The 19,998-nt window shown below is 43.2% G+C and carries 16 protein-coding genes; 9 read left to right on the top strand and 7 right to left on the bottom strand.

Annotated elements, in window-relative coordinates; all coding sequences use genetic code 11:
* The first annotated feature begins 9 nt into the window (after positions 1-9).
* Both DXX92_RS01905 and DXX92_RS01900 read left to right on the top strand, forming a co-directional pair.
* Positions 10-1,050: a TauD/TfdA family dioxygenase gene (locus DXX92_RS01905; protein ID WP_115998874.1), complete on the top strand. Its 1,041-nt coding sequence runs from the start codon at positions 10-12 to the stop codon at positions 1,048-1,050.
* A gap of 22 nt (positions 1,051-1,072) precedes the next feature.
* Positions 1,073-2,065, top strand: coding sequence for a YeiH family protein (locus tag DXX92_RS01900; protein ID WP_428977352.1), 993 nt, complete (start codon positions 1,073-1,075; stop codon positions 2,063-2,065).
* A gap of 14 nt (positions 2,066-2,079) precedes the next feature.
* Here the strand turns inward: DXX92_RS01900 and DXX92_RS01895 are convergent, their stop codons facing one another.
* The 4 genes from DXX92_RS01895 to DXX92_RS01880 all read right to left on the bottom strand — a co-directional run bounded on the left by DXX92_RS01895 (position 2,080) and on the right by DXX92_RS01880 (position 8,309).
* On the bottom strand, positions 2,080-2,370 hold the full coding sequence (locus DXX92_RS01895; protein WP_181901670.1) for a DUF2845 domain-containing protein: 291 nt from the start codon (positions 2,368-2,370) through the stop codon (positions 2,080-2,082).
* A 214-nt stretch (positions 2,371-2,584) separates the two neighbouring features.
* A complete protein-coding gene (gene fadA / locus DXX92_RS01890; protein ID WP_115998871.1) occupies positions 2,585-3,748 on the bottom strand; it encodes an acetyl-CoA C-acyltransferase FadA in 1,164 nt (387 codons plus the stop codon).
* A 15-nt stretch (positions 3,749-3,763) separates the two neighbouring features.
* Positions 3,764-5,929: a fatty acid oxidation complex subunit alpha FadB gene (fadB, locus tag DXX92_RS01885; RefSeq protein WP_115998870.1), complete on the bottom strand. Its 2,166-nt coding sequence runs from the start codon at positions 5,927-5,929 to the stop codon at positions 3,764-3,766.
* A gap of 421 nt (positions 5,930-6,350) precedes the next feature.
* Entirely contained in the window at positions 6,351-8,309 is a 1,959-nt protein-coding gene (locus DXX92_RS01880) for a methyl-accepting chemotaxis protein (protein WP_115998869.1), read from the bottom strand.
* Between the two features lie 541 nt (positions 8,310-8,850).
* On the opposite strand from DXX92_RS01880, the gene DXX92_RS01875 reads away from it, so the two are divergent.
* The 5 genes from DXX92_RS01875 to DXX92_RS01855 all read left to right on the top strand — a co-directional run bounded on the left by DXX92_RS01875 (position 8,851) and on the right by DXX92_RS01855 (position 13,694).
* Positions 8,851-10,044: an MFS transporter gene (locus DXX92_RS01875; RefSeq protein ID WP_428977325.1), complete on the top strand. Its 1,194-nt coding sequence runs from the start codon at positions 8,851-8,853 to the stop codon at positions 10,042-10,044.
* Positions 10,045-10,197: 153 nt separating this feature from the next.
* Positions 10,198-11,334: a porin gene (locus tag DXX92_RS01870; RefSeq protein WP_115998868.1), complete on the top strand. Its 1,137-nt coding sequence runs from the start codon at positions 10,198-10,200 to the stop codon at positions 11,332-11,334.
* A 9-nt stretch (positions 11,335-11,343) separates the two neighbouring features.
* Positions 11,344-11,760, top strand: a complete 417-nt coding sequence (locus DXX92_RS01865; protein WP_115998867.1) for a substrate-binding domain-containing protein — start codon at positions 11,344-11,346, stop codon at positions 11,758-11,760.
* A gap of 371 nt (positions 11,761-12,131) precedes the next feature.
* Positions 12,132-13,268 (top strand): porin, encoded by a 1,137-nt coding sequence (locus tag DXX92_RS01860; protein WP_115998866.1) that lies wholly within the window; start codon positions 12,132-12,134, stop codon positions 13,266-13,268.
* A 9-nt stretch (positions 13,269-13,277) separates the two neighbouring features.
* Positions 13,278-13,694: a substrate-binding domain-containing protein gene (locus DXX92_RS01855; protein WP_115998865.1), complete on the top strand. Its 417-nt coding sequence runs from the start codon at positions 13,278-13,280 to the stop codon at positions 13,692-13,694.
* A gap of 182 nt (positions 13,695-13,876) precedes the next feature.
* Here the strand turns inward: DXX92_RS01855 and DXX92_RS01850 are convergent, their stop codons facing one another.
* A complete protein-coding gene (locus DXX92_RS01850; protein WP_342768024.1) occupies positions 13,877-16,129 on the bottom strand; it encodes a bifunctional diguanylate cyclase/phosphodiesterase in 2,253 nt (750 codons plus the stop codon).
* A 262-nt stretch (positions 16,130-16,391) separates the two neighbouring features.
* On the opposite strand from DXX92_RS01850, the gene DXX92_RS01845 reads away from it, so the two are divergent.
* Complete coding sequence (locus tag DXX92_RS01845; RefSeq protein ID WP_115998863.1) at positions 16,392-17,303, top strand: TIGR03899 family protein; 912 nt, start codon at positions 16,392-16,394, stop codon at positions 17,301-17,303.
* A 13-nt stretch (positions 17,304-17,316) separates the two neighbouring features.
* Here the strand turns inward: DXX92_RS01845 and DXX92_RS01840 are convergent, their stop codons facing one another.
* Positions 17,317-18,126 (bottom strand): sterol desaturase family protein, encoded by an 810-nt coding sequence (locus DXX92_RS01840; protein WP_116002260.1) that lies wholly within the window; start codon positions 18,124-18,126, stop codon positions 17,317-17,319.
* Positions 18,127-18,144: 18 nt separating this feature from the next.
* Positions 18,145-18,582 (bottom strand): SRPBCC family protein, encoded by a 438-nt coding sequence (locus DXX92_RS01835; RefSeq protein ID WP_147301914.1) that lies wholly within the window; start codon positions 18,580-18,582, stop codon positions 18,145-18,147.
* A 206-nt stretch (positions 18,583-18,788) separates the two neighbouring features.
* On the opposite strand from DXX92_RS01835, the gene DXX92_RS01830 reads away from it, so the two are divergent.
* The gene (locus DXX92_RS01830; RefSeq protein ID WP_115998861.1) at positions 18,789-19,943 is read left to right on the top strand and encodes an AraC family transcriptional regulator; all 1,155 of its coding nucleotides are present in this window, start codon (positions 18,789-18,791) and stop codon (positions 19,941-19,943) included.
* Positions 19,944-19,998: the final 55 nt, after the last annotated feature.

The raw sequence follows: 19,998 nt of genomic DNA, 5'->3' as shown, positions 1-19,998 counted from the left end.
GAGTGTGGCATGTCTTCAAACAGAGAGTCTTCAAATAAAGAGCCTTCAAATAAGGTGAAGTTAACCAGTGTCGACAAGCAGTTTTGCACAGATAAGCCGGATGTATTTCCTGCCGTAGTGGTCAATCCCGATGATTGCGCTAGTGTCGCTGAAAGTGCTGATTATATTAGGCACCATAAAGCGGTAATCGAACAGCAATTGGCACAATCTGGCGCGATTTTGTTTCGTGGTTTTCCGTTAGACTCCGCAGAAGCATTCGACGAATTTACAGCAAGCTTTGGCTACCCCAACTTTTATTACAAAGATTCGTTATCGAATGCTGTGCGCATTAATTTCACAGAGCGGGTATTTACCGCTAATGAAGCCCCCAAAGAGGTAGAAATTTACCTGCATAACGAGATGGCGCAAACGCCAATTTACCCAGATAAAATCTTTTTCTTTTGTTTAACGCCAGCCGATCACGGCGGTGCTAGCCCAATCTTACGCTGTGATTTACTGCTTGATGCTTTAGCACAAGCGAATCCAGCGTTGGCAGCGGTATTCGAGCAAAAAGGCGTGAAATATACCACCACAATGCCGGGTGAGAATGATCCAAATTCAGGTCAAGGACGCAGCTGGAAAAGTACACTCAGTGTTGAAACGCAAACCGAAGCAGAAGAAAAGTTAGCGCGCTTAGGTTATCGCTGGCAATGGCAACAAGACGGCAGCTTAAAAGCAACAACGGGGAAATTACCTGCGGTGCGCACCTTAGCCGATGGTCGGAAAGTGTTTTTTAATCAATTAGTCGCGGCTTATCAAGGCTGGTCTGGGGTGCGTGAACATCACCAAGATACCTTATGTTTTGGCGATGACAGTGAAATTCCCAAGGCATGGCTAGAAGAGATTATCGCAACTGCCGAGCAATACGCATTTGATGTAGAGTGGCAGGCAGGTGACGTCGCTGTGGTTGACAATAATCTGGCTATGCATGGCCGTCGTCCTTATGGCGGTGAGACAAAACGGCAAGTGTTAGTTGCACTTGGCGCCGCAACAGATAATATACCAGCCTAGTTGTAAAAATCTGTGTATGTTAATGAAAATAAAGGCGCTTTTTCCCGGAAGTTTTATTGCTGTAATCACTGGCCTTGCTGCCTTATTCCTTGCTGAGCATTACAATGCCCCCGCCATGCTGTTTGCATTGCTGCTCGGTATAGCCCTGTCATTTTTACACGAAGAAACTAAATGCAAAGCAGGTATTGAATTTACCGCTTCTACTATCTTACGCATCGGTGTTGCCTTGCTGGGCTTTCGAATAGCCTTCGATGATTTAACGTCGCTTGGTTGGTCAACGGCGCTGCTGCTGATTGCCGCTATCGGCTCAACTATTATTTTCGGTGTATTGCTCAGTCGTGCTATGGGGATGAGTCGACGCTTTGGCATGTTAACCGGTGGCTCAGTCGCCATATGTGGCGCCTCTGCGGCCATGGCGATTTCAGCCATACTGCCTAATGATAAAAATAAAGAGCGCGATACCTTGCTGACCATTATCGGCGTTACTTCGCTGTCGACCATAGCCATGATTGCCTACCCCATTATCGCGACTAGCCTAGGCTTAAACGAATACGATACCAGTATCTTTCTTGGCGGCACTATTCATGATGTTGCACAAGTTGTCGGCGCAGGCTATTCAGTCTCAGAGCAAACGGGTGATTTATCAACGCTGGTAAAATTAGTGCGCGTTAGCTTTTTAATGCCAGTGGTGTTAATGATGCTACTTGCACTAAGCAACCAGTACCGCAGCGAGCAGCAAGTTGATCACAAACCTCATTTCCCCAGCTTCTTAATCGCCTTTGTTGTGTTTATGGTAATTAACTCACTGGTCGATTTACCGACTGTGATCACCGAAGGAGCTACCACCATTAGCCGTTTTGCCCTTGTGATTGCTATTGCCGCGATTGGCATGAAGTCCAACCTGTCAAAACTGACCAGTGTTGGTGTTAAACCTATCATTTTAATGGTCGCTGAAACCGTTTGGATAGCACTGTTTATTATTGTTTATCTGCTGTGTATGAAAATGATGGGCTAGTCGTATCAAAGCGTCTATCTAGACTCTTTAATATTGATCAGCTTACCGCCACGAAAGGTGAAAATAATCAGTGGTGCAGACGGTGACCGTTTAAACTTATAAACCAGCTTATCGACTTTAAGCTGATCATCACCGCTAATTGTTTCTTGCGCTCTAGGGTCACCGCAACGGCTGATCACTTGGTATTTATCCATACCGTGACGGATATGACCGCCATCACAGCGAATCGAGCTACGATCTCGCTCCATGGCCAATAATGGCAAACTTACAATTGTGCCAAGCACCAAAGTTAATAAATACTTCACTCGCATTACTCCCTTTCCTTCACCATTAAACGACAAAGCTAACCCAACGTGCTTTGGATCTATTGTTAGAATAGACCAGACTAACCGATAAAAAATTAATACTAACTGAAAATAATGACTAAAAATCAGGCATAAAAAAGCACCGCCGAAGCAGTGCTTTTAAACGTATCAAGTAAATCGCTTAGGTTTTACAAACCGACGATTTAGCCGTGATTTAAACGCGTTCGAAAACGGTTGCTACACCTTGACCTAACCCAACACACATAGTCGCTAAACCAATGTTCACGTCTTGCGCTTCCATTAGGTTAACTAGCGTGGTTGAGATACGTGTACCTGAACAACCTAGTGGGTGACCAAGTGCAATTGCACCACCGTTTAAGTTGATCATGTCGTCCATCTTATCTTCAAGGCCTAGTGCACGAACACACGAAACCGCTTGGGCAGCGAATGCTTCGTTGAATTCTGCTAACTGAATATCTTCTAGTGATAAACCAGCGCGCTTAAGGGCTTTCTTAGTCGCCGGTACTGGACCGTAACCCATAGTTGATGGATCGCAACCTGCTGACGCAAAACCACGAATTTTAACGCGTGGTGTTAAGCCTAGCTCTTTCGCTTTGTCAGCAGACATCACTAACATCGCTGATGCACCATCAGAAAGTGCTGATGAAGTACCTGCCGTTACTGTACCGTTTACTGGGTCGAATACTGGGCGTAAGCCTGCTAATGATTCAACCGTTGTTTCAGGACGAATTACTTCATCGTGCTCGATTAGTGACAATACGCCATTCGCGTCGTGACCTAATGTTGGGATGATTTCGTTTGCCCAACGACCTTCAACTGTTGCTTTGTGAGCAAGCTGGTGAGAGCGTGCGCCAAATGCGTCTTGCTGTTCACGTGTTACGCCGTGTTGCATACCAAGTAACTCAGCCGTTAAGCCCATGTTACCAGCAGCACGAGAGATGTACTTGCTTAACGCTGGATCGAAATCCACATCGTACATCATAGGTACGTGACCCATGTGCTCAACACCACCAACCATGTACACGTCGCCTTGACCAGCCATGATAAAGGCAGAAGCATCGTGTAATGCGCTCATTGAAGAGCCACATAAACGGTTAACGGTAATAGCGCCAACTGACTTAGGAATGTCGGTTAGTAGCTGAGCGTTACGAGCAATGTTGAAACCTTGCTCTTTAGTTTGCTTAACGTTACCCCAGATAATGTCTTCGATTAACGCAGGGTCTAAGTTAGGGTTGCGATCTAATAGCGCTTGCATTAGGTGCGCAGATAGGGTCTCGGCACGAACGTTACGGAAAACACCAGCCTTAGAGCGACCCATAGGGGTACGAATACAATCGACAATTACGACTTCTTTCATTTTTCTTTCCTCGGCTTAAGCTGTTTTCACGTCAGTGGTGTAGTAAGACTTGCCAGATTTAGCCATCTCACGCATACCGTCTGTTACTTGGTAAATTTCACCTAAGTGGGCGAACTTGTCAGCCATTTCGATGAATTTCTCTAGACCAACTGTTTCTAGGTAACGAATTGGACCACCGCGGAATGGAGGGAAACCTAAACCGTAGATTAAGCCCATATCTGCTTCAGCAGCTGTATCAACGATACCTTCTTCTAAACAGCGAACCACTTCGTTCACCATAGGGATCATTAGGCGTGCGATAACTTCGTCAGCGTCAAAGTCTTTCTTGTCAGCAACGTTGCCAGCAAATAGCTCGTATGCTTTTTCTGCTGGTACTTTGGTTGGACGACCGCGCTTATCTTTACCGTAGTCGTAGAAACCTTTGCCATTCTTCTGACCGTAACGGTCATCACCAAATAGAATGCTTACTGGATCGTTGTCGATCTTCTGCATACGTGTTGGGAAGCCAGCAGACATTACACCCGTACAGTGATCAGCTGTGTCGATACCGACAACGTCAAGTAAGTACGCAGGACCCATAGGCCAGCCGAATTGCTTCTCCATTACCTTATCAACGGCAGTAAAATCAGCACCTTCTTTTACTAAGTGGCTGAAACCTGCAAAGTAAGGGAATAATACGCGGTTTACGTAGAAACCTGGGCAGTCGTTAACCACGATAGGTGATTTACCCATTTTCGCTGCGTAAGCAACAACAGCTGCAACGGTTTCGTCAGACGTTTCTTTACCACGAATAACTTCTACTAATGGCATTTTGTGCACTGGGTTGAAGAAGTGCATACCACAGAACTTGTCTTTGCGCTTAACGCTTTCCGCAAGTAGGTCGATAGAAATCGTTGAGGTGTTTGAAGCAAGAATTGCGTCGTCACCGGTAACTTCTTCTACTTCGGCTAATACAATGCTTTTTACTTTCGGGTTTTCAACAACCGCTTCAACAACAACGTCAACATCTTTTAAGCTGTCGTAGCTTAGCGTTGGTGTGATGTTGTTTAACACGCCCGCCATTTTCTTAGCGTTCATGCGACCACGTTCAACCTGCTTCGTTAATAAGCCAGCTGCTGTGGTTAAACCTAAATCAAGTGCGCTATCAGCAATGTCTTTCATGACAATTGGCGTGCCTTTAGCAGCTGATTGGTAAGCGATACCGCCACCCATGATACCAGCGCCAAGTACCGCAGCTTTTTCAACAGGTGCACCTGCTTTCGCCGCTTTCTTCGCTTTGCCTTTGATCACTTGATCAGACATGAAAATGCCGATTTGTGCTGTCGCTGCGTCAGTTTTCGCAAGCTTAGCAAAACCTTCGTTTTCAATTGCCATTGCACCAGCACGGTCTAAACCTGCCGCCGCTTCTAATGACTTAACCATCGTCATTGGTGCTGGGTAGTGCTTACCCGCTTTAGCTGCGATCATACCTTTACAAGTATTAAAGGTCATGATGGTTTCAGTTGGCGTTAGCTTTAAAGGCTCTAATTTAGCTTGGCGTTTTGCTTGCCAGTTTAACTTGCCTTCAATCGCTTGTTTCACCATAGCAATCGCCGCATCACGAAGTTGCTCAGGCGCAACAACCGCGTCAACAACACCAACGGCTAATGCTTGTTCAGCTTTGTGAGCTTTACCTGTCGACATCCACTCAACAGCGTTGTCGGCACCGATAATGCGAGGTAAACGAACAGTACCACCAAAACCAGGCATTAAACCTAATTTAACTTCTGGTAAGCCGATAGATGCTGTAGTGTCTGCAACACGGTAGTCACAAGTTAAAATCATTTCACAACCGCCACCTAGTGCAAAGCCATTAACTGCTGCAACTTTTGGTAGGTCGATGTCTTCAAACGAATCAAATAAGTCAGTAGCCGCTTTAACCCAAGGGATTAACTCGTCCATTGGCTTTTTGAATGTTTCTAGGAATTCTGTGATGTCAGCGCCAGCAATGAATGCTGATTTGCCAGAGGTAACAATAATACCTTTTGCTTCGCTGCAGTTTTTGATCGCGTCGACTACTGCGCGATATTCTTCAAATGTTGCCTGATCGAACTTGTTTACTGAACCTTCGGCGTCGAATTTAAATTCAACAATACCGTCAGCAAGTAACTCGGCAGAAAGGCTTTTGCCTTGAAATAACATGCCTGATCTCCTCCACCCGATTAAGGTGCTTGTTAGACTGGTTTTTGTAATTACTTATTAGAGTGTATTGACCTTTCAGGGCTACTTTAATGCCACCTGCTTGGCCGCTCTAAACATAATTTAACCTCGAAAGGTCAACACACTCTATATAACTAAATCGTTATGAATTGTAATACTAGCCGACTGAGTTTGCCCTGAAAGAATGCGAAAAGCAACTTTTTTAAACAGGTGTTTTAATTGAGTGTTTACTTGTACACTCAAAATAGCAAACCTAGATAGAATCGGCGGTACAACAAACTTACACACTGACAGATTGACTCCAACTATGCCAATGAATATTTGCTATATCTTGTATCAATATGGGGCGCATAATTTACTATTCAAGCGATAGCCAAACCATGCGCGCTCCAAGTAGAATCGACTAACGCAGCTTAAATTGCGCTAGTTGTTTTGAAAGGTCATCGGCGAGCTCAGACAAGCTACCCACCGCCTGCGCCGCCCGATGGGCAGATTGTAAAATGGTATCCGCGCCTTTAGAAATGTTCTCAGTGTTGCTGTCGATATGGCCTAACATGCTATTTTGCTGAGTGACTGCTGCTGAAATTTGATCTGTGCCATCAACAATATTGCTCACTGATTCGGTAATATCATTAAACGAGGCGGAAACAAGCTCAGTTTGCTTAACCCCTTGCTCGGCGCGTTCAACACCTTGGGTCATGGCCTGTACCGATTGCTCTGTGCCTTGTTGTAGCTTTTCGATAATGTCTTGAATTTCACCCGTCGCATCTTGCGTTTTACCCGCTAAGTTCCTAACTTCATCAGCAACTACGGCAAAGCCTCGACCTTGTTCACCCGCACGCGCCGCTTCAATTGCTGCGTTTAATGCTAATAAGTTAGTTTGATCAGCAATCTCACGAATAACACTGACAAACTGCGCAATTTCAGAGGTATTGGTCGCTAGTGTATTAATCACTTGTGAAGTTGAATTAACTTGCGCTGAAATCTGGCCGATCACAGCAGCCGTTTCAGCAATAATCGTTTGACCGCCATTCACATGATCACTGGCGGCATGCGTAACATCTCGGGCATTGTCGGTATTATCAGCAATAAGTTGCACTGATTGTGAAAGCTCGTGTATCGCACCTATCACACCATGAGTATTGGTTTGTTGATCCGATACTTGATGCTCCATGCTATCAGTCATTTCGCGAATATTCGCGGTGTCTTGTTCAAGCTTAATAATGTCCTCTTGCACCAGTAATAACAGCGCGTTCACTTTTTCCTGCATATGACAAAAGCTATCACTGATATCACCAAATTCATCTTTGCTGTCTATCGCTATATGCTGAGAAAAGTCACCGTCACCCATGATTTGCGCGGCGTGTTGCAATTGCTGAGCATTACTTTTAATTGACCAGTAAATGACATACAAGAAGCCAGCAATTAGCACGACACCTAAAGACAACAAAACACCAAGCACTACTAACGAATTCATCTGCATTGATAATGCCGCACTTAAACGCTCAGTGAGTTGTTTGTTTATTTCACTTTCGGTATCCACCACAGTAGTTAGCGCTGCTTGTACTGCGCGCTCAGTATCGGCGCGTGACCATTGTATTGAATCAGGATCGATTACTTGCTGTTGCAGCGCATTTTGGAAATTATCAATATTGCTAACAATGGCTGACAGTTGCGTAGCTAAACTTTGCGCTGTCGCTTTATCAACACGCTCCAGTTGCATTTGTGATTTATCAAACTGATGTTGAATTTCATCTATACGATTATTAAGTGCTACCAAAGAGGTATAAGACTGCGCGTTAAACCCTTGATTATTAATAATGTTCTGCGTTAGGTAGCTAGTGCGAGCTAAATACTCATGTAGTTCCGGTAAACGCATGCGGCCTAACTCTGAAAGGTAGAAGATGCTGGCATCACTTTCGCGGCTCAACCCCGTAATCGCGGCAATATTCTCACGCAGCGATAACGTCAACTCATAGATTTCAGCGACATTGGCTAAGCTGGTATCACTGTCGCTTAATTGGTGGCTAGCCATCAGTTCTTGTAACTGATTCGCTTTAGCGCGCACTGGCATTAATAATGGTGATTCGCTAATTGCTTTAGTGAGTTGGTTAACTTGTGTTCTGGCTTGGCCAAGCTGTGCATTTGAATAAACTAACTGCTCAATCCCTACGATTTGTTCAATCAATTGATGACCAGCAAGTTCTTGATCAAGTATATCGATTTTATTGCGTTGGCTATCGACAATCCACAGTAGCGCAGCGATTAGCGGAATAAAAAAAACCAGCGCCAGCAGAGCAAACTTGGTTTTAAAGCGTAATTTATTTGAGGCGGCACTGACCACATTGACCAAAGAACTCATAAATTTCCCAACAAATTTTGTTATTAAGGTCTAAATGACCTTTGACGATTTAATATACTTTCATTGCTGATAAAATGATTACTATTAGCAATGCATTAATACCAATCCGCATAATAATATGTTCTACTCAGAGCTATTTCAGCGGTCCAAGTACAAGTAAAATTTTTGCCGATATAGTCATTCTACATCAAGAAAATTTTGCGCTGTAATTGTGCCGCTGAAAAGCTCCTGAAAGGCTTGGCTAAAACGCTTTACTGCTGTGTTGTATATTTTTACTTTCTATTTTAAAAAATAGAATAACTGTGACGAGCAAACATGCGCCTTGCATTAAAGCGTTTTATCTCAAGCTGAGTGAACATTTGTTTATGTGGATTGGTATTGTATGTTTGGCAGTATAGCTGATACCTCGTCAAGTCAGTCAAGCCATTCAGAAAATTAGCATTTTTCATTAACTGTTTATTTACATAAGCAGTGTATTAGCTGTTATTTTTCGATGTTTGAAGCCAACTAGCTTATCTATTTACCATACGGTGCCCAACGCATGATGAAAGGTTTTATCCAACGCTATCACCAACCTCAAAATCTACTGCTGGCAATGGCCTTTATCATGCCGCTGGTATTTTCTGTTTGGATGGTTTTACTCAATAACTTTGTTGTTGAAAAAGCCGCCTTTACCGGCAAGGAAATTGGCATATTGCAGAGTTTGCGGGAAGTCCCAGGGTTTCTTGCCTTTACCGCCGTTTACCTGCTGCTATTTATTAAAGAGCAAAAATTAGCACTTTTATCACTTGGCGTGACGGCAGTTGGGGTGGCGATTACTGGCTTTTTTCCCAGCGCGTTTGGCCTTTACATCACCACAGTGATTATGTCGGTCGGTTTTCACTATTTCGAAACGGTCAATCAATCGCTCACACTGCAATGGGTAGATAAAGACAATACCCCACATTTTATGGGTAAGCTGTTATCTGCAAAATCCGGTGCGTCACTAGTAGCGTTTAGTAGTGTTTGGTTGTTGATGGAATATTTTACTTGGTCTTATCAAGCTACCTACGCCCTATTTGGTATTGTCGCCTTGCTCATGACAATACTGTTGGCGATGAGTTTTCAGCAATTCTCTGCACCTACTGAGCAAAGTAAAAAGCTAGTACTGAAAAAGAAATACTGGCTGTTTTATGCGTTAACCTTCTTTAGCGGTGCGCGTCGGCAGATCTTTGTCGTCTTTGCAGGCTTTTTAATGGTTGAAAAGTTTGGCTATTCCGTTGCCGATATCAGTGCTTTGTTCTTAATTAACTATGTGTTTAATTGGTTATTCGCGCCTTCCATAGGCAAAATTATTGGCAAAGTGGGTGAGCGTAAAACCTTATTGTTTGAATATGTTGGGCTTATCCTACTCTTCATTTCCTACGGGCTAGTTGACACAGGTTACCTTGCTGCCATCTTATATGTTGTTGACCACCTGCTGTTTGCTTTAGCCATTGCAATAAAAACCTACTTCCAAAAAATTGCCGAGCCGCAAGATATCGCCGCCAGTGCTGGCGTTAGCTTCTCAATTAATCATATTGCCGCAGTAGTAATCCCCGCATTGTTGGGGGTTGTTTGGCTGACTAACCCAAGTTGGGTGTTCTTCGTCGGTGCCGGTTTCGCAGCTTGTTCACTAACACTTTCGCTGCTCATACCAGATAAACCGAATCAAGGGGTAGAATGGCGGTTCAAACATCGACGAAAAGAAGCTTAATTTTACCTGTGTTATCATGCTGTCGCTTGATGCGGGTCAAATTAACTGACTAATAATTAAACTAAACTATAGTTAACTAGGTGTTGGCCAATTGCCACTAAGTAAACCCAATTGGCCTGCAGCATTATTACATCACCTTAGGAATTTTGTGATATGAAAAAAACACTACTTGCTCTCTCGCTTGGCATGGCGTTGCCGCTAACTGCGGTACATGCAGAAATTAGCTTTAACGGCTTTGCCAACATTGTTGCCGGCAAAGCGTCTAGCGGCGATACCCAATGGGGTTATGATGACGACGTCGACTTCAAACAAGATTCATTATTCGCTATTCAGGCATCAACCGATCTTGCTGAGGGGCTAAGTGCAACGGTGCAGATCATCTCGCGTGGCGAAGACGATTGGGATACAGAATTTGAATGGGCCTACCTTGCTTACGATGTAAACGATCAAACTCGTATTTTACTAGGTCGTCAACGTGCACCGCTATATATGTTTTCAGATTATTTAGACGTTTCATACGCTTACCCATGGATCACACCACCTGAGGGTGTTTATGACCTAGAATTGTCGACTTATGATGGCATCAGCGCCAATTATGCTTTTACCGTTGGGGAGTTTGATGCCAATGCACAAGCAATTTTTGGCTCAGAAACCAATGAAATAGATATACTCGGGGAATCAATTGAATCTGAATTTGATCAAATCTTCGGTGGTAGCTTAACTTTAAACCGCGATTGGTTGACGATGCGCGCCGCATACATAACCTTAGATTTAACCTTACCGGCCCCTGGCTTTGACCAGCTTATCGCCGCTTGGCAAACGATTCCGGGTTTTGAAACCATTGGTGTTGAAGCCACTATTGTTGATGATAAAGCTAAATTTGCCGAAGTTGGTTTTCAAGCAGACTACAACAATTGGTTAGTCATTGGTGAATACACCCATATTGATTACGATCAAATGGCACTTGATACAGAAGAATCAATGTTTTTCACGGTTGGTTATCGCTTCGATACCGTGCTTGTTCACGCTACATATGGCCAAGACGAAAACGAAGTTAACGGCAACGTAAACAGATTACCATTTGGTGTTAGCCCTGAACTGGACGGTTTATCAGCGGTTACCGAGCAAACATTCCGTTTCCGTGAGCAAGACTCGTCATATTACACCGTTGGTGCTCGTTGGGATTTTCATGACTCTGCGGCGCTGAAAATTGAATTCAGCCGCCGAGATAACGATCTTATTAACCAAGACACTAATTTAGTTCGCACTGCCCTAGTTACCGTTTTTTAAGGAAGATTTATGAAGTTGTTAAAGTCCTTAGCCCTTTGTTTATGCGTATCTGTTAGCAGTTTAGCCGCTGCTGAAACTGCTATTATTGTTAACCCAGCCAATGCTAATGCCATTTCTGACAATGACATTTCACGCGCCTTTTTAGGTAAGTTAAAGAAATTTTCGGATGGTCAAAGCATTGAAGCGGTCAACGCCAAAGCCAATAGTGATACGCGTGTAGCATTTGAGAAAATGGTATTAAAAAAATCACCTGCACAAGTAAAAGCCTATTGGTCTAAACGTTTATTCACTGGTAAAGGTAAGCCATTACAAGAGCTAGCTTCAGATGCTGAAGTACTTAACTTTGTTGCCTCAACCCCCAATGCGATTGGTTATGTTGATGCCAGCGTAGTAAACGACACGATTAAGGTTATCAAGACCTTATAAAAAGCAAGTATTAAACGATTAAAACGCCGACAATATTGTCGGCTTTTTTAATTATCCTTTCTTTCACATTTTTACTTTAAGCGTTCCTTTGGTTTTCGCTCGGATGGAACGATGCCAGCCTCTTGTTATTCGACCCAAAATACCCCCCAAATTTCAATTGTTACAGTTTGTTGAAAAAACAGAAAAACTTTGACCTCGCTCAATAAAAATACTATCTTGCGCGCGTCATAACGCAGTTGTGACGGGTGATTAACATTGTGACAACAATTGATCCTGCTTAATACAACAATAATTTCACGTCAAACTAGCCCAATTAGGCTAGGCAAGAGCAATTTCACATAAATCCAGACACTAACGAAGTAAGGTACCTCATGAGAAAAGCATTACTGAGCTGCGCCATATGTGCAGCATTACCCTTGGCTTCTGCGCAAGCAGAAATCACCTTCAATGGATTTGCAAACATTGTTGCTGGACAAGCATCTAGCGGCGATACCCAATGGGGCTATGACGATGATGTCGATTTTAAACAAGACTCATTGTTCGCGCTTCAAGCGTCTACGGATTTAGGCGAAGGTTTAAGTGCAACGGCACAAATTATTTCTCGCGGTGAAAACGATTGGGAAGCTGAATTTGAGTGGGCCTACATTGCCTACGACATCAACGACAACACACGTATATTAGCAGGTCGTCAACGCGCACCTCTTTACATGTATTCAGACTATTTAGATGTCTCTTATGCGTACCCTTGGATCACACCACCGGAGGGCGTGTACAATCTTGAGCTATCTAAATTTGATGGTGTCAGCCTAAGCCATAACTTTACGCTTGGCGAATTTGACACAACAGCCCAAGTGTTCTTCGGCTCAGATAATGATGACATCAATGTTCAAGGTATTGATGTTAACTCAAGCTTCGACGAAATTTTCGGTGGTACGTTTACCTTAAACCGTGACTGGCTAACACTTCGCACGGCCTACTTAGCCACAGACTTATCTATTCCAATTCCGGTATTTGATGAGTTGGCAGCCGCTTGGAATAACATCGAAGGTTTTGGCGGTGTTGCCGAAGCTTTGGTTATTGACGAAGACAAAGCTAAATTCTTCGAATTCGGCGCTGTTATTGATTACAACAACTACTTATTGATCGCTGAAGTTACGCGCATTAACTACGACAACATGCCACTAGACACAGAAGAATCAATGTTTGTTACCGCGGGTTACCGCTTTGATGATGTGTTAGTGCACTTAACCTATGGCGTTGATGAAAACACCATCAATGGTATTGGTGACACGTTACCAGTTGGCTTATCACCAGAGCTTGACCAATTAATTGGCTTTACTCGCCAAGGTTTAGAGTTCCGTAACGAAGACTCATCATACTACACCTTAGGTGCACGCTGGGATTTCCACCCTTCTGCCTCATTCAAAGTTGAATTTAGCAAGCGTGACGATGATTTAATCAATCAAGACACAAGCTTAGTTCGCACCGCCCTAGTTACCGTTTTTTAAGGAAAAGTCATGAAGTTATTACGACCTTTAACCCTTGCCGTAGCACTTGCTACCAGCATGCTAGCCTCAGCTGAAGTTGCGGTTATCGTAAACCCAGCCAATGCAAATAGCATCTCTGATAATGACATTTCTCGTGCATTCTTAGGCAAGCTGAAAACATTCGCTGACGGCCAATCAATCAAAGCGGTTAACAGCAAAGCAAATAGCGCTGCACGTGTTGAGTTTGAAAAACTGGTATTGAAGAAATCAGCGGCACAAGTAAAAGCCTATTGGTCTAAGCGCTTGTTCACTGGTAAAGGTAAGCCATTACAAGAACTAGGCACAGATGCTGATGTACTAAGCTTTGTTGCCTCAACGCCTAATGCTATTGGTTACGTTGACGCAGCAAGCGTAAACGACACTGTGAAAGTGGTAAAAAGCTTTTAAGCTTAAAGCTGGCTAAAAAATGCTATCAAAAAGAGCTACCTTGGTAGCTCTTTTTATTTGTCTGTTCTTTTTATTTGTTTGTTCAATGTGTGAAGAAATCATCGTGTGAAAAAATCATTATGTGAAAAAACGGGCGCTTTACATTAGCGCCCGTTTTCAATCATTTAACTAAAATCGCTTGCTTAGACTTGCTTGCTCAAGAACGCCAAGAAATCTTCTGCAGACATTGGTTTAGCATAGTAGAAGCCTTGCACTTCATCACAGCCTTGTGCCACTAGGTGCGCCTCTTGTTCTGCGTTTTCAATGCCTTCGGCAATCACTTTCAAGTCAAGTTGCTTGCCTAGGTTGATAATGGTGTCAGCGAGCAATGAGTCGCCGTCTTCTGTCACATCATTGATAAATGAGCGATCCACTTTAAGACGATCGATTGGCAGCTTTTGCAAATAACTCAGCGATGAATAGCCGGTACCAAAGTCATCAAGTGCTATGCTGATCCCTTCTGATTTCAGCTTTTGCAACGCATCGATTATCAGCTGCGGGTCATCCATCAAGATATTTTCAGTGATTTCCAGCTCAAGTTTAGCTGCTTCTACATGGTGAGTCCGCGTAGCTTCAATTACCTTGCTGACAAAGTCATCTTGCCTAAACTGCGGAATAGATACATTGATAGAAATACCAACATCATTAAAGCCATGAGCTTCAATGGCTTTGATATGTTTACAGGCCTGATGTACAACCCAGTCGCCGATGTCTAAAATCAAACCTGAGTATTCAGCTAACGGAATAAACACTGCTGGTGAAATAAAATTGCCATCGCTAGTGCGCCAGCGCAACAAAGCTTCTGCGCCAATCACTTTACCTGTTTCCAGGTCTAGTTGAGGCTGATACCAAAGCGCCAAACGATTTTCAGAAAAATCGGTACGCAACTGGCGGATCATACCCAAACGCCATAGCGTTTGATCTTCCATTTCTTGCTGATAGTACTGAATATTCTTTTCGCGGTTTTTCTTGGCAAGGTTTAGTGCGATATTAATTTGGTTTAATACCTTAACACCGCCTTGACCCGCATCGCGCTTACGACATAAACCAATACAAACATTAATTGGTAATGTTTGCTCACCAGCTTCAAATGGGTGACTGAAGATATCAGCCAATAGCTGAGGCGTAAGTAGCTCCTCAGAGCCAACTAAACCAAACACATCAGCACCAACACGAGCCACCGACAATGACTTATCGGTACTGTGCAGCCTAAGCGCGACAGCACGTAATAGCTGATTACCAATATCTTGGCCTAGGCCATCGTTGATATCACTAAAGTGATTAATATCAACGAGCGCTGCTACCGTATTTTGCGATTGGTCCGCTGAGAACTGGTCGAGCATGTTCAAGAACTGCAAGCGATTTGGCAATTCAGTTAGCCAGTCTTTATAAGCAGCGTTACGCAACTTTTGGAACAAGTGAACATTTTCGTAGGCAATTGCAACGTTCGACAGGAACACTTCCGTTAATTGAAAGTCAATTTCTGAAATCGGGCAATCCAACTCAAGATAAATAACGGCTCGATAACCACCGTGGCCAAGGTATAAGGCAATATGGTCGTCCGTTTTCAAATGCTCTTTATGTTGAAAACAAGCATTAACTGCTTCCGTTAGCTGCACACAACCCACTTGCTCGATTTTGTCGTTTATTGCGCTCTTTTCCCAGCCTTCTTGCGCCAGAATATACAAGCCAAGATCATCTGCGCCATCGATAATGCCATGGCCACGAGCACAGAATGTTCCTTTGACATAGCCTTTAATCAATGATTTCAGTTGGGTTAATACACCCAGACCAAATTCATGAATAGTGTGAATTTCAAGTAGGTTAGAAGCACCGTTAATAATTCTTTCTAGGCCGGCACGACCTTGACTTACCGCAGTAATTTGTTGATACGAGCGAATAGCGGCATAAACTGTAGTCACTAATTTACGGCGAGTTAATTCCGTTTTAGTTTTGTAGTCGTTAATGTCGTAATCTTTGATAACACTTTCTTCAGGCGCGTAACCTGGCTGACCGGTACGAAGCACAATACGAATGTCTTCGCGCTTAAGCTGCTCTCTAATATGTTTAACAACTTGCAAGCCGGCATCATCGGTTTCCATTACAACATCAAGAAGTACCAAAACAATTTCTTGGTCTTGCTCAATAATGCTTTTTGCTTCTTCACCTGAATAGGCATGAAGATATTCTAATCGGCGACCTAATACGGTGAGGTCTGACAGGGCTAATTGCGTAACAGAATGAATCTCAGGATCATCATCTACGATTAATACCTTCCATGTCTCGCCACATGTTTCATCGACAATTTGGTCGTCTTCACTGTCATCAATAAACAAGAAGTCGTCATTGGTATGTTCTGAAGCCTGCATACTGCCCTCTGCTAACCAACAATGCATTGGTTAGGATCTGTCCTAAGAAATTATTATTGACAATAACTTGGATTACACTATCTGCGTGAAGTACATAATAAAAGTCACGTCCACAATATTCAACTAAACAATTGCTAAACTGCTCACATATGGCTGACCAGTTCTAGATTACCTGCTGACTGCTGCTGAAGTGATTACATGCAAAACAAAATAAGCATTTGAAAGTTATATAAATCTAGCTAAGAATAAACAATAGCACAGTAATTTTAACTGAATGTGATCTTATCGCATGAATAATGAAAAAACTTCCAATACGCCAGCGGTAATCGATGCAGATGTCGACAACTCAGCCAGTGCGAGCAAAACTGTCACCACACAAGAGCAACCAAATAGCCAAAGCAAAAAAAGCAGTCAAATGAGCGCACAAGTGCAATTGCTTAATTTAGCAAAGTTATTTGCCCTTGATGGCAGTTTAAAGCCTGCTGATAAACAAATGCCAATCGAAGACAGAAGTGGTCGTCGCGTTCGAATTAGCCATTTGCGCCGCCAACAAAACATGGAAAAGATTGTTGAAAAATCGATCCACTATTGCGCGGGCGACCAAGTCGCAGAGCGCACAGACGCCGATTGGTTTGATAGCTTTATCGAGCTTGCCGAACGTGTGAGTAATCCCGCTATGCAAGAGCTTTGGGCGAAAATACTCGCCGGCGAAATTAGCCAACCTGGCTCTTTTTCCCTTAAAGCCTTACAAGCATTTAAGAATATGAGCCTGCACGAAGCGAAGTTATTTGGCAAAGCGTGCGCACTAGCGGTTAGCGACAGCAATAAGAAAAATATTCGAATTATTACGGGCTGTTATCAACAACCAGGATTATTAAATTTATTTGATAGTAAGCGCGAACAACACGTGGGTTTAAGTCAATTTGGTTTCAATTATGGAGACGTGTTAACCCTAGCAGAGCATCACTTAGTCTTTACTCAAGAAACAGAACTAGAAACAAGCAGCTCAGGCGGTGTATTAAACCTAAAGTACAATGGCTTGCCGCTAGCAATCAAAGCAAAGAAAAAGCGCTGCGCATTAACCTGCTATAAACTCACCCCGATAGGTGCTGAATTAGCACAACTGATTGCCGATAAACCCGACAACCAGTTTCTCGAACACCTTAAAGCCCAGTTAAGTCATCACTATAGTTTTGGCTAGACCTTAGTAGCCCCTACTCATGAGTTGGATAACCAAACAGCACCCTACGCTTTTGTTGCCAGCCTTTGGCTTGTTTTAATTTGCGCAGCATATGTAAGCCTTGGTCAATATTAGCCTTGATCGGATTATTGCCCGGCAGTTCACCAACAATACCAAATTTACATGGCACCTCGTCTTTTTCTTCGATAAAGGTGCCAAACATTTTGTCCCAAATAATTAATATGCCGGCGAAATTCTTATCTATGTATTCGCGGTTCGTTGAATGATGAACCCTGTGGTGCGACGGCGTGTTAAATACTTTTTCTATCCAGCCCAATTTACCCACCGCTTGCGTATGAATAAAAAATTGAAACGCTAAATTAAGGGCGACAATCGCAAATACCATAGTTGGCTCAAAGCCCGCTAAAATCATCGGTAACCAAAACAGCCACATACCGGTGATTGGGTACAACACGCTTTGACGAAATGCCGTCGAAAAATTCAGTTTGTTTGAGCTATGATGGGCGATATGAGCAACCCAAAACCAGTGAATAAAATGTGAAGCACGGTGGAACCAGTAATACAGAAAATCTTGAATAATAAAGCCAATCAGCAATGTCCAACCAGTGAACGGGATCTCAAACAAACTAAATTGATGTAACCAAATAAACACCGGCATCAGTAAAAATAAGATCAGCGTATCACTTACCTGGTAACTAGCGCCCAACGCCATATTAGAAAGGCTATCTTTGACTTCATAGAAGTGGCGATACTTAAGATATTCCGCCACCATAAACAGTAAAAAAATCGGGCTTAGGGCTATTAAAATTAATTCAACACTCATGATTAACACATTCCACACTTAGTTATATAAGGCAGCGAGCCTTTGCATTGCCTTAGCAACATCCTTGGTTAATAAATACTGCAATAAAGCCGACGGAATAAACCAAGGCGCCTGACAGACAATTTGATAGTCCACCACCGTCGTACCATGCTCGGTTTCAGATAAAGCAATATCACCGCGATGATTTTTCACAGGCCAGTCACCGACAATCTTGTAGCTCACGCCGTTTTCATCTGCCGCTAATATTTCTTCGACAAAGCGAGTGCCCAGCATTTTTATTTGTCGCTGGCTACCGATACCGCCTGTCACAGCGCCAGCTTGCTGAGCGCGAACCAGACTAAACTTTGCATCAAAAAAACGAGACAAATTCACATGATCCAACAGCTCTGCCAGCACTTGCTGACGGCTCGCCTGAACTTGTTGTTGAACACTCACTTTTACCATATTGCTTTGCACCACTATTCGTTAAGTCGGCTTATTCATTAAGCTTACTGTTGCCGCGTAAATTTTTAACGCCTCAACTACGAGACATAAAATATCGACGCTTAAATTATCAACACGTGTACTAGCATAATAAAAGTTTCTATGGGAAACTTGCGCCATCACGCCAATTTTTTGTCCTAAGGCGACATCAGGAATTCGCAACAAACCACCACCTCATTATGGAATTTACCAGTTCAACCCATTACTTTTTAAGCATACTGCACTTTCTTGAGCGGCAAGGAATTCCGCCTAAGCAAGCGCTTGAGCAGATTGATATGGTAGGTTTTGATCTTAACAATAACGAACAGCGCATTGCCCTTAAACAGTACAGTGACTTGCTGGCATTTGCCGAGCAGGAGTTAGCGCATCCGTTAATTGGCTTTGAGTTAGGTAAAGATATTAAAAGTGCCGATTTTGGTTTACTTGGCTATTTGATCGAATCGGCAACCACCCTCGCTGATGCGGTTGATGTGTTATTAAAATACGATCAACTGGTCGCCAATATCGGGCAAGCAAGCTTTAGTCAGCAACACAAACTAGCACGCATTAGTTGGCAACCGTTTGCGCCTTGTAGTCGGCAAGTAGTTTTGCGAAATTTTACTGCCTGGCTGGCTTCAACAAGGCAGATCCTTGGCCGCGAGCTCAGCCCTACTATAGTCTGTTTTCAAGACAGCTGGTCAAGTGCGGAGCAGCAAAGCTTAGTGGATTGGTTTGGCTGCCCCGTCTTTGTAAATTGCGATAGCAACTCTGTTGAATTTCCAACGGCATACTTAAAACTTCGGTTTCAAAGTGCTAACCCGTCCTTGTTTACCTCACTTGCTGAGCTGTCGAAACAGCAACTTGCTCAAATCACTGCCCTTAACGATAACCAAGATACCAAACAAGGTATTAGCCAAAAATTTAGCTCTCAAGTAACGTCGCTACTGGCAGAACTGCCAAATCTAACCGACTGTTCAATCACAACAGTTGCGCAGCAGTTTGCAATATCGACAAGGCAGCTACAGCGCAATTTGAAAGCACAAGGAACAAGTTATGCAGAGCTCTTTGATAGAGAGCGAAAAACAAGAGCTGAAGCCCTGCTGAATCAGTTTATCAGACAGAAGTTTGTCGAAAAGAAGCTTTTCGAAAATAACCTGGCGGACAACCAACAAACAGCCAATAATATTCAGCCGATAAATAGGCAAAATATGAGTAAACTATCTATTGGTAATATTGCTGCTGCCTGTGGTTTTAGTGAACAAAGCTCCTTCAATAAAGCCTTTCATCGCTGGTTTAATTGCTCACCATCGAAGTATCTAAAATCCCAAACTTTACACTCAGAAAGCAAAAGCTAACGCGCACAAAAAAGGCTCTTAATAAAGAGCCTTAATCAAATCTCAGTTAAACAGA

Source organism: Thalassotalea euphylliae (assembly GCF_003390395.1).
Classification (GTDB): Bacteria; Pseudomonadota; Gammaproteobacteria; order Enterobacterales; family Alteromonadaceae; genus Thalassotalea_F; species Thalassotalea_F euphylliae_C.
This window is presented reverse-complemented; position numbering and strand designations above follow the sequence as displayed.

What these genes read in the sequence shown, in the direction of transcription:
- DXX92_RS01905 (WP_115998874.1), top strand. Translation starts at nt 10, where the DNA reads ATGTCTTCAAACAGAGAGTCTTCAAATAAAGAGCCTTCAAATAAGGTG.
- DXX92_RS01900 (WP_428977352.1), top strand. Translation starts at nt 1,073, where the DNA reads ATGAAAATAAAGGCGCTTTTTCCCGGAAGTTTTATTGCTGTAATCACT.
- fadA (WP_115998871.1), bottom strand. Translation starts at nt 3,748, where the DNA reads ATGAAAGAAGTCGTAATTGTCGATTGTATTCGTACCCCTATGGGTCGC.
- fadB (WP_115998870.1), bottom strand. Translation starts at nt 5,929, where the DNA reads ATGTTATTTCAAGGCAAAAGCCTTTCTGCCGAGTTACTTGCTGACGGT.
- DXX92_RS01880 (WP_115998869.1), bottom strand. Translation starts at nt 8,309, where the DNA reads ATGAGTTCTTTGGTCAATGTGGTCAGTGCCGCCTCAAATAAATTACGC.
- DXX92_RS01875 (WP_428977325.1), top strand. Translation starts at nt 8,851, where the DNA reads ATGATGAAAGGTTTTATCCAACGCTATCACCAACCTCAAAATCTACTG.
- DXX92_RS01870 (WP_115998868.1), top strand. Translation starts at nt 10,198, where the DNA reads ATGAAAAAAACACTACTTGCTCTCTCGCTTGGCATGGCGTTGCCGCTA.
- DXX92_RS01865 (WP_115998867.1), top strand. Translation starts at nt 11,344, where the DNA reads ATGAAGTTGTTAAAGTCCTTAGCCCTTTGTTTATGCGTATCTGTTAGC.
- DXX92_RS01860 (WP_115998866.1), top strand. Translation starts at nt 12,132, where the DNA reads ATGAGAAAAGCATTACTGAGCTGCGCCATATGTGCAGCATTACCCTTG.
- DXX92_RS01855 (WP_115998865.1), top strand. Translation starts at nt 13,278, where the DNA reads ATGAAGTTATTACGACCTTTAACCCTTGCCGTAGCACTTGCTACCAGC.
- DXX92_RS01850 (WP_342768024.1), bottom strand. Translation starts at nt 16,129, where the DNA reads ATGCATTGTTGGTTAGCAGAGGGCAGTATGCAGGCTTCAGAACATACC.
- DXX92_RS01845 (WP_115998863.1), top strand. Translation starts at nt 16,392, where the DNA reads ATGAATAATGAAAAAACTTCCAATACGCCAGCGGTAATCGATGCAGAT.
- DXX92_RS01840 (WP_116002260.1), bottom strand. Translation starts at nt 18,126, where the DNA reads ATGAGTGTTGAATTAATTTTAATAGCCCTAAGCCCGATTTTTTTACTG.
- DXX92_RS01830 (WP_115998861.1), top strand. Translation starts at nt 18,789, where the DNA reads ATGGAATTTACCAGTTCAACCCATTACTTTTTAAGCATACTGCACTTT.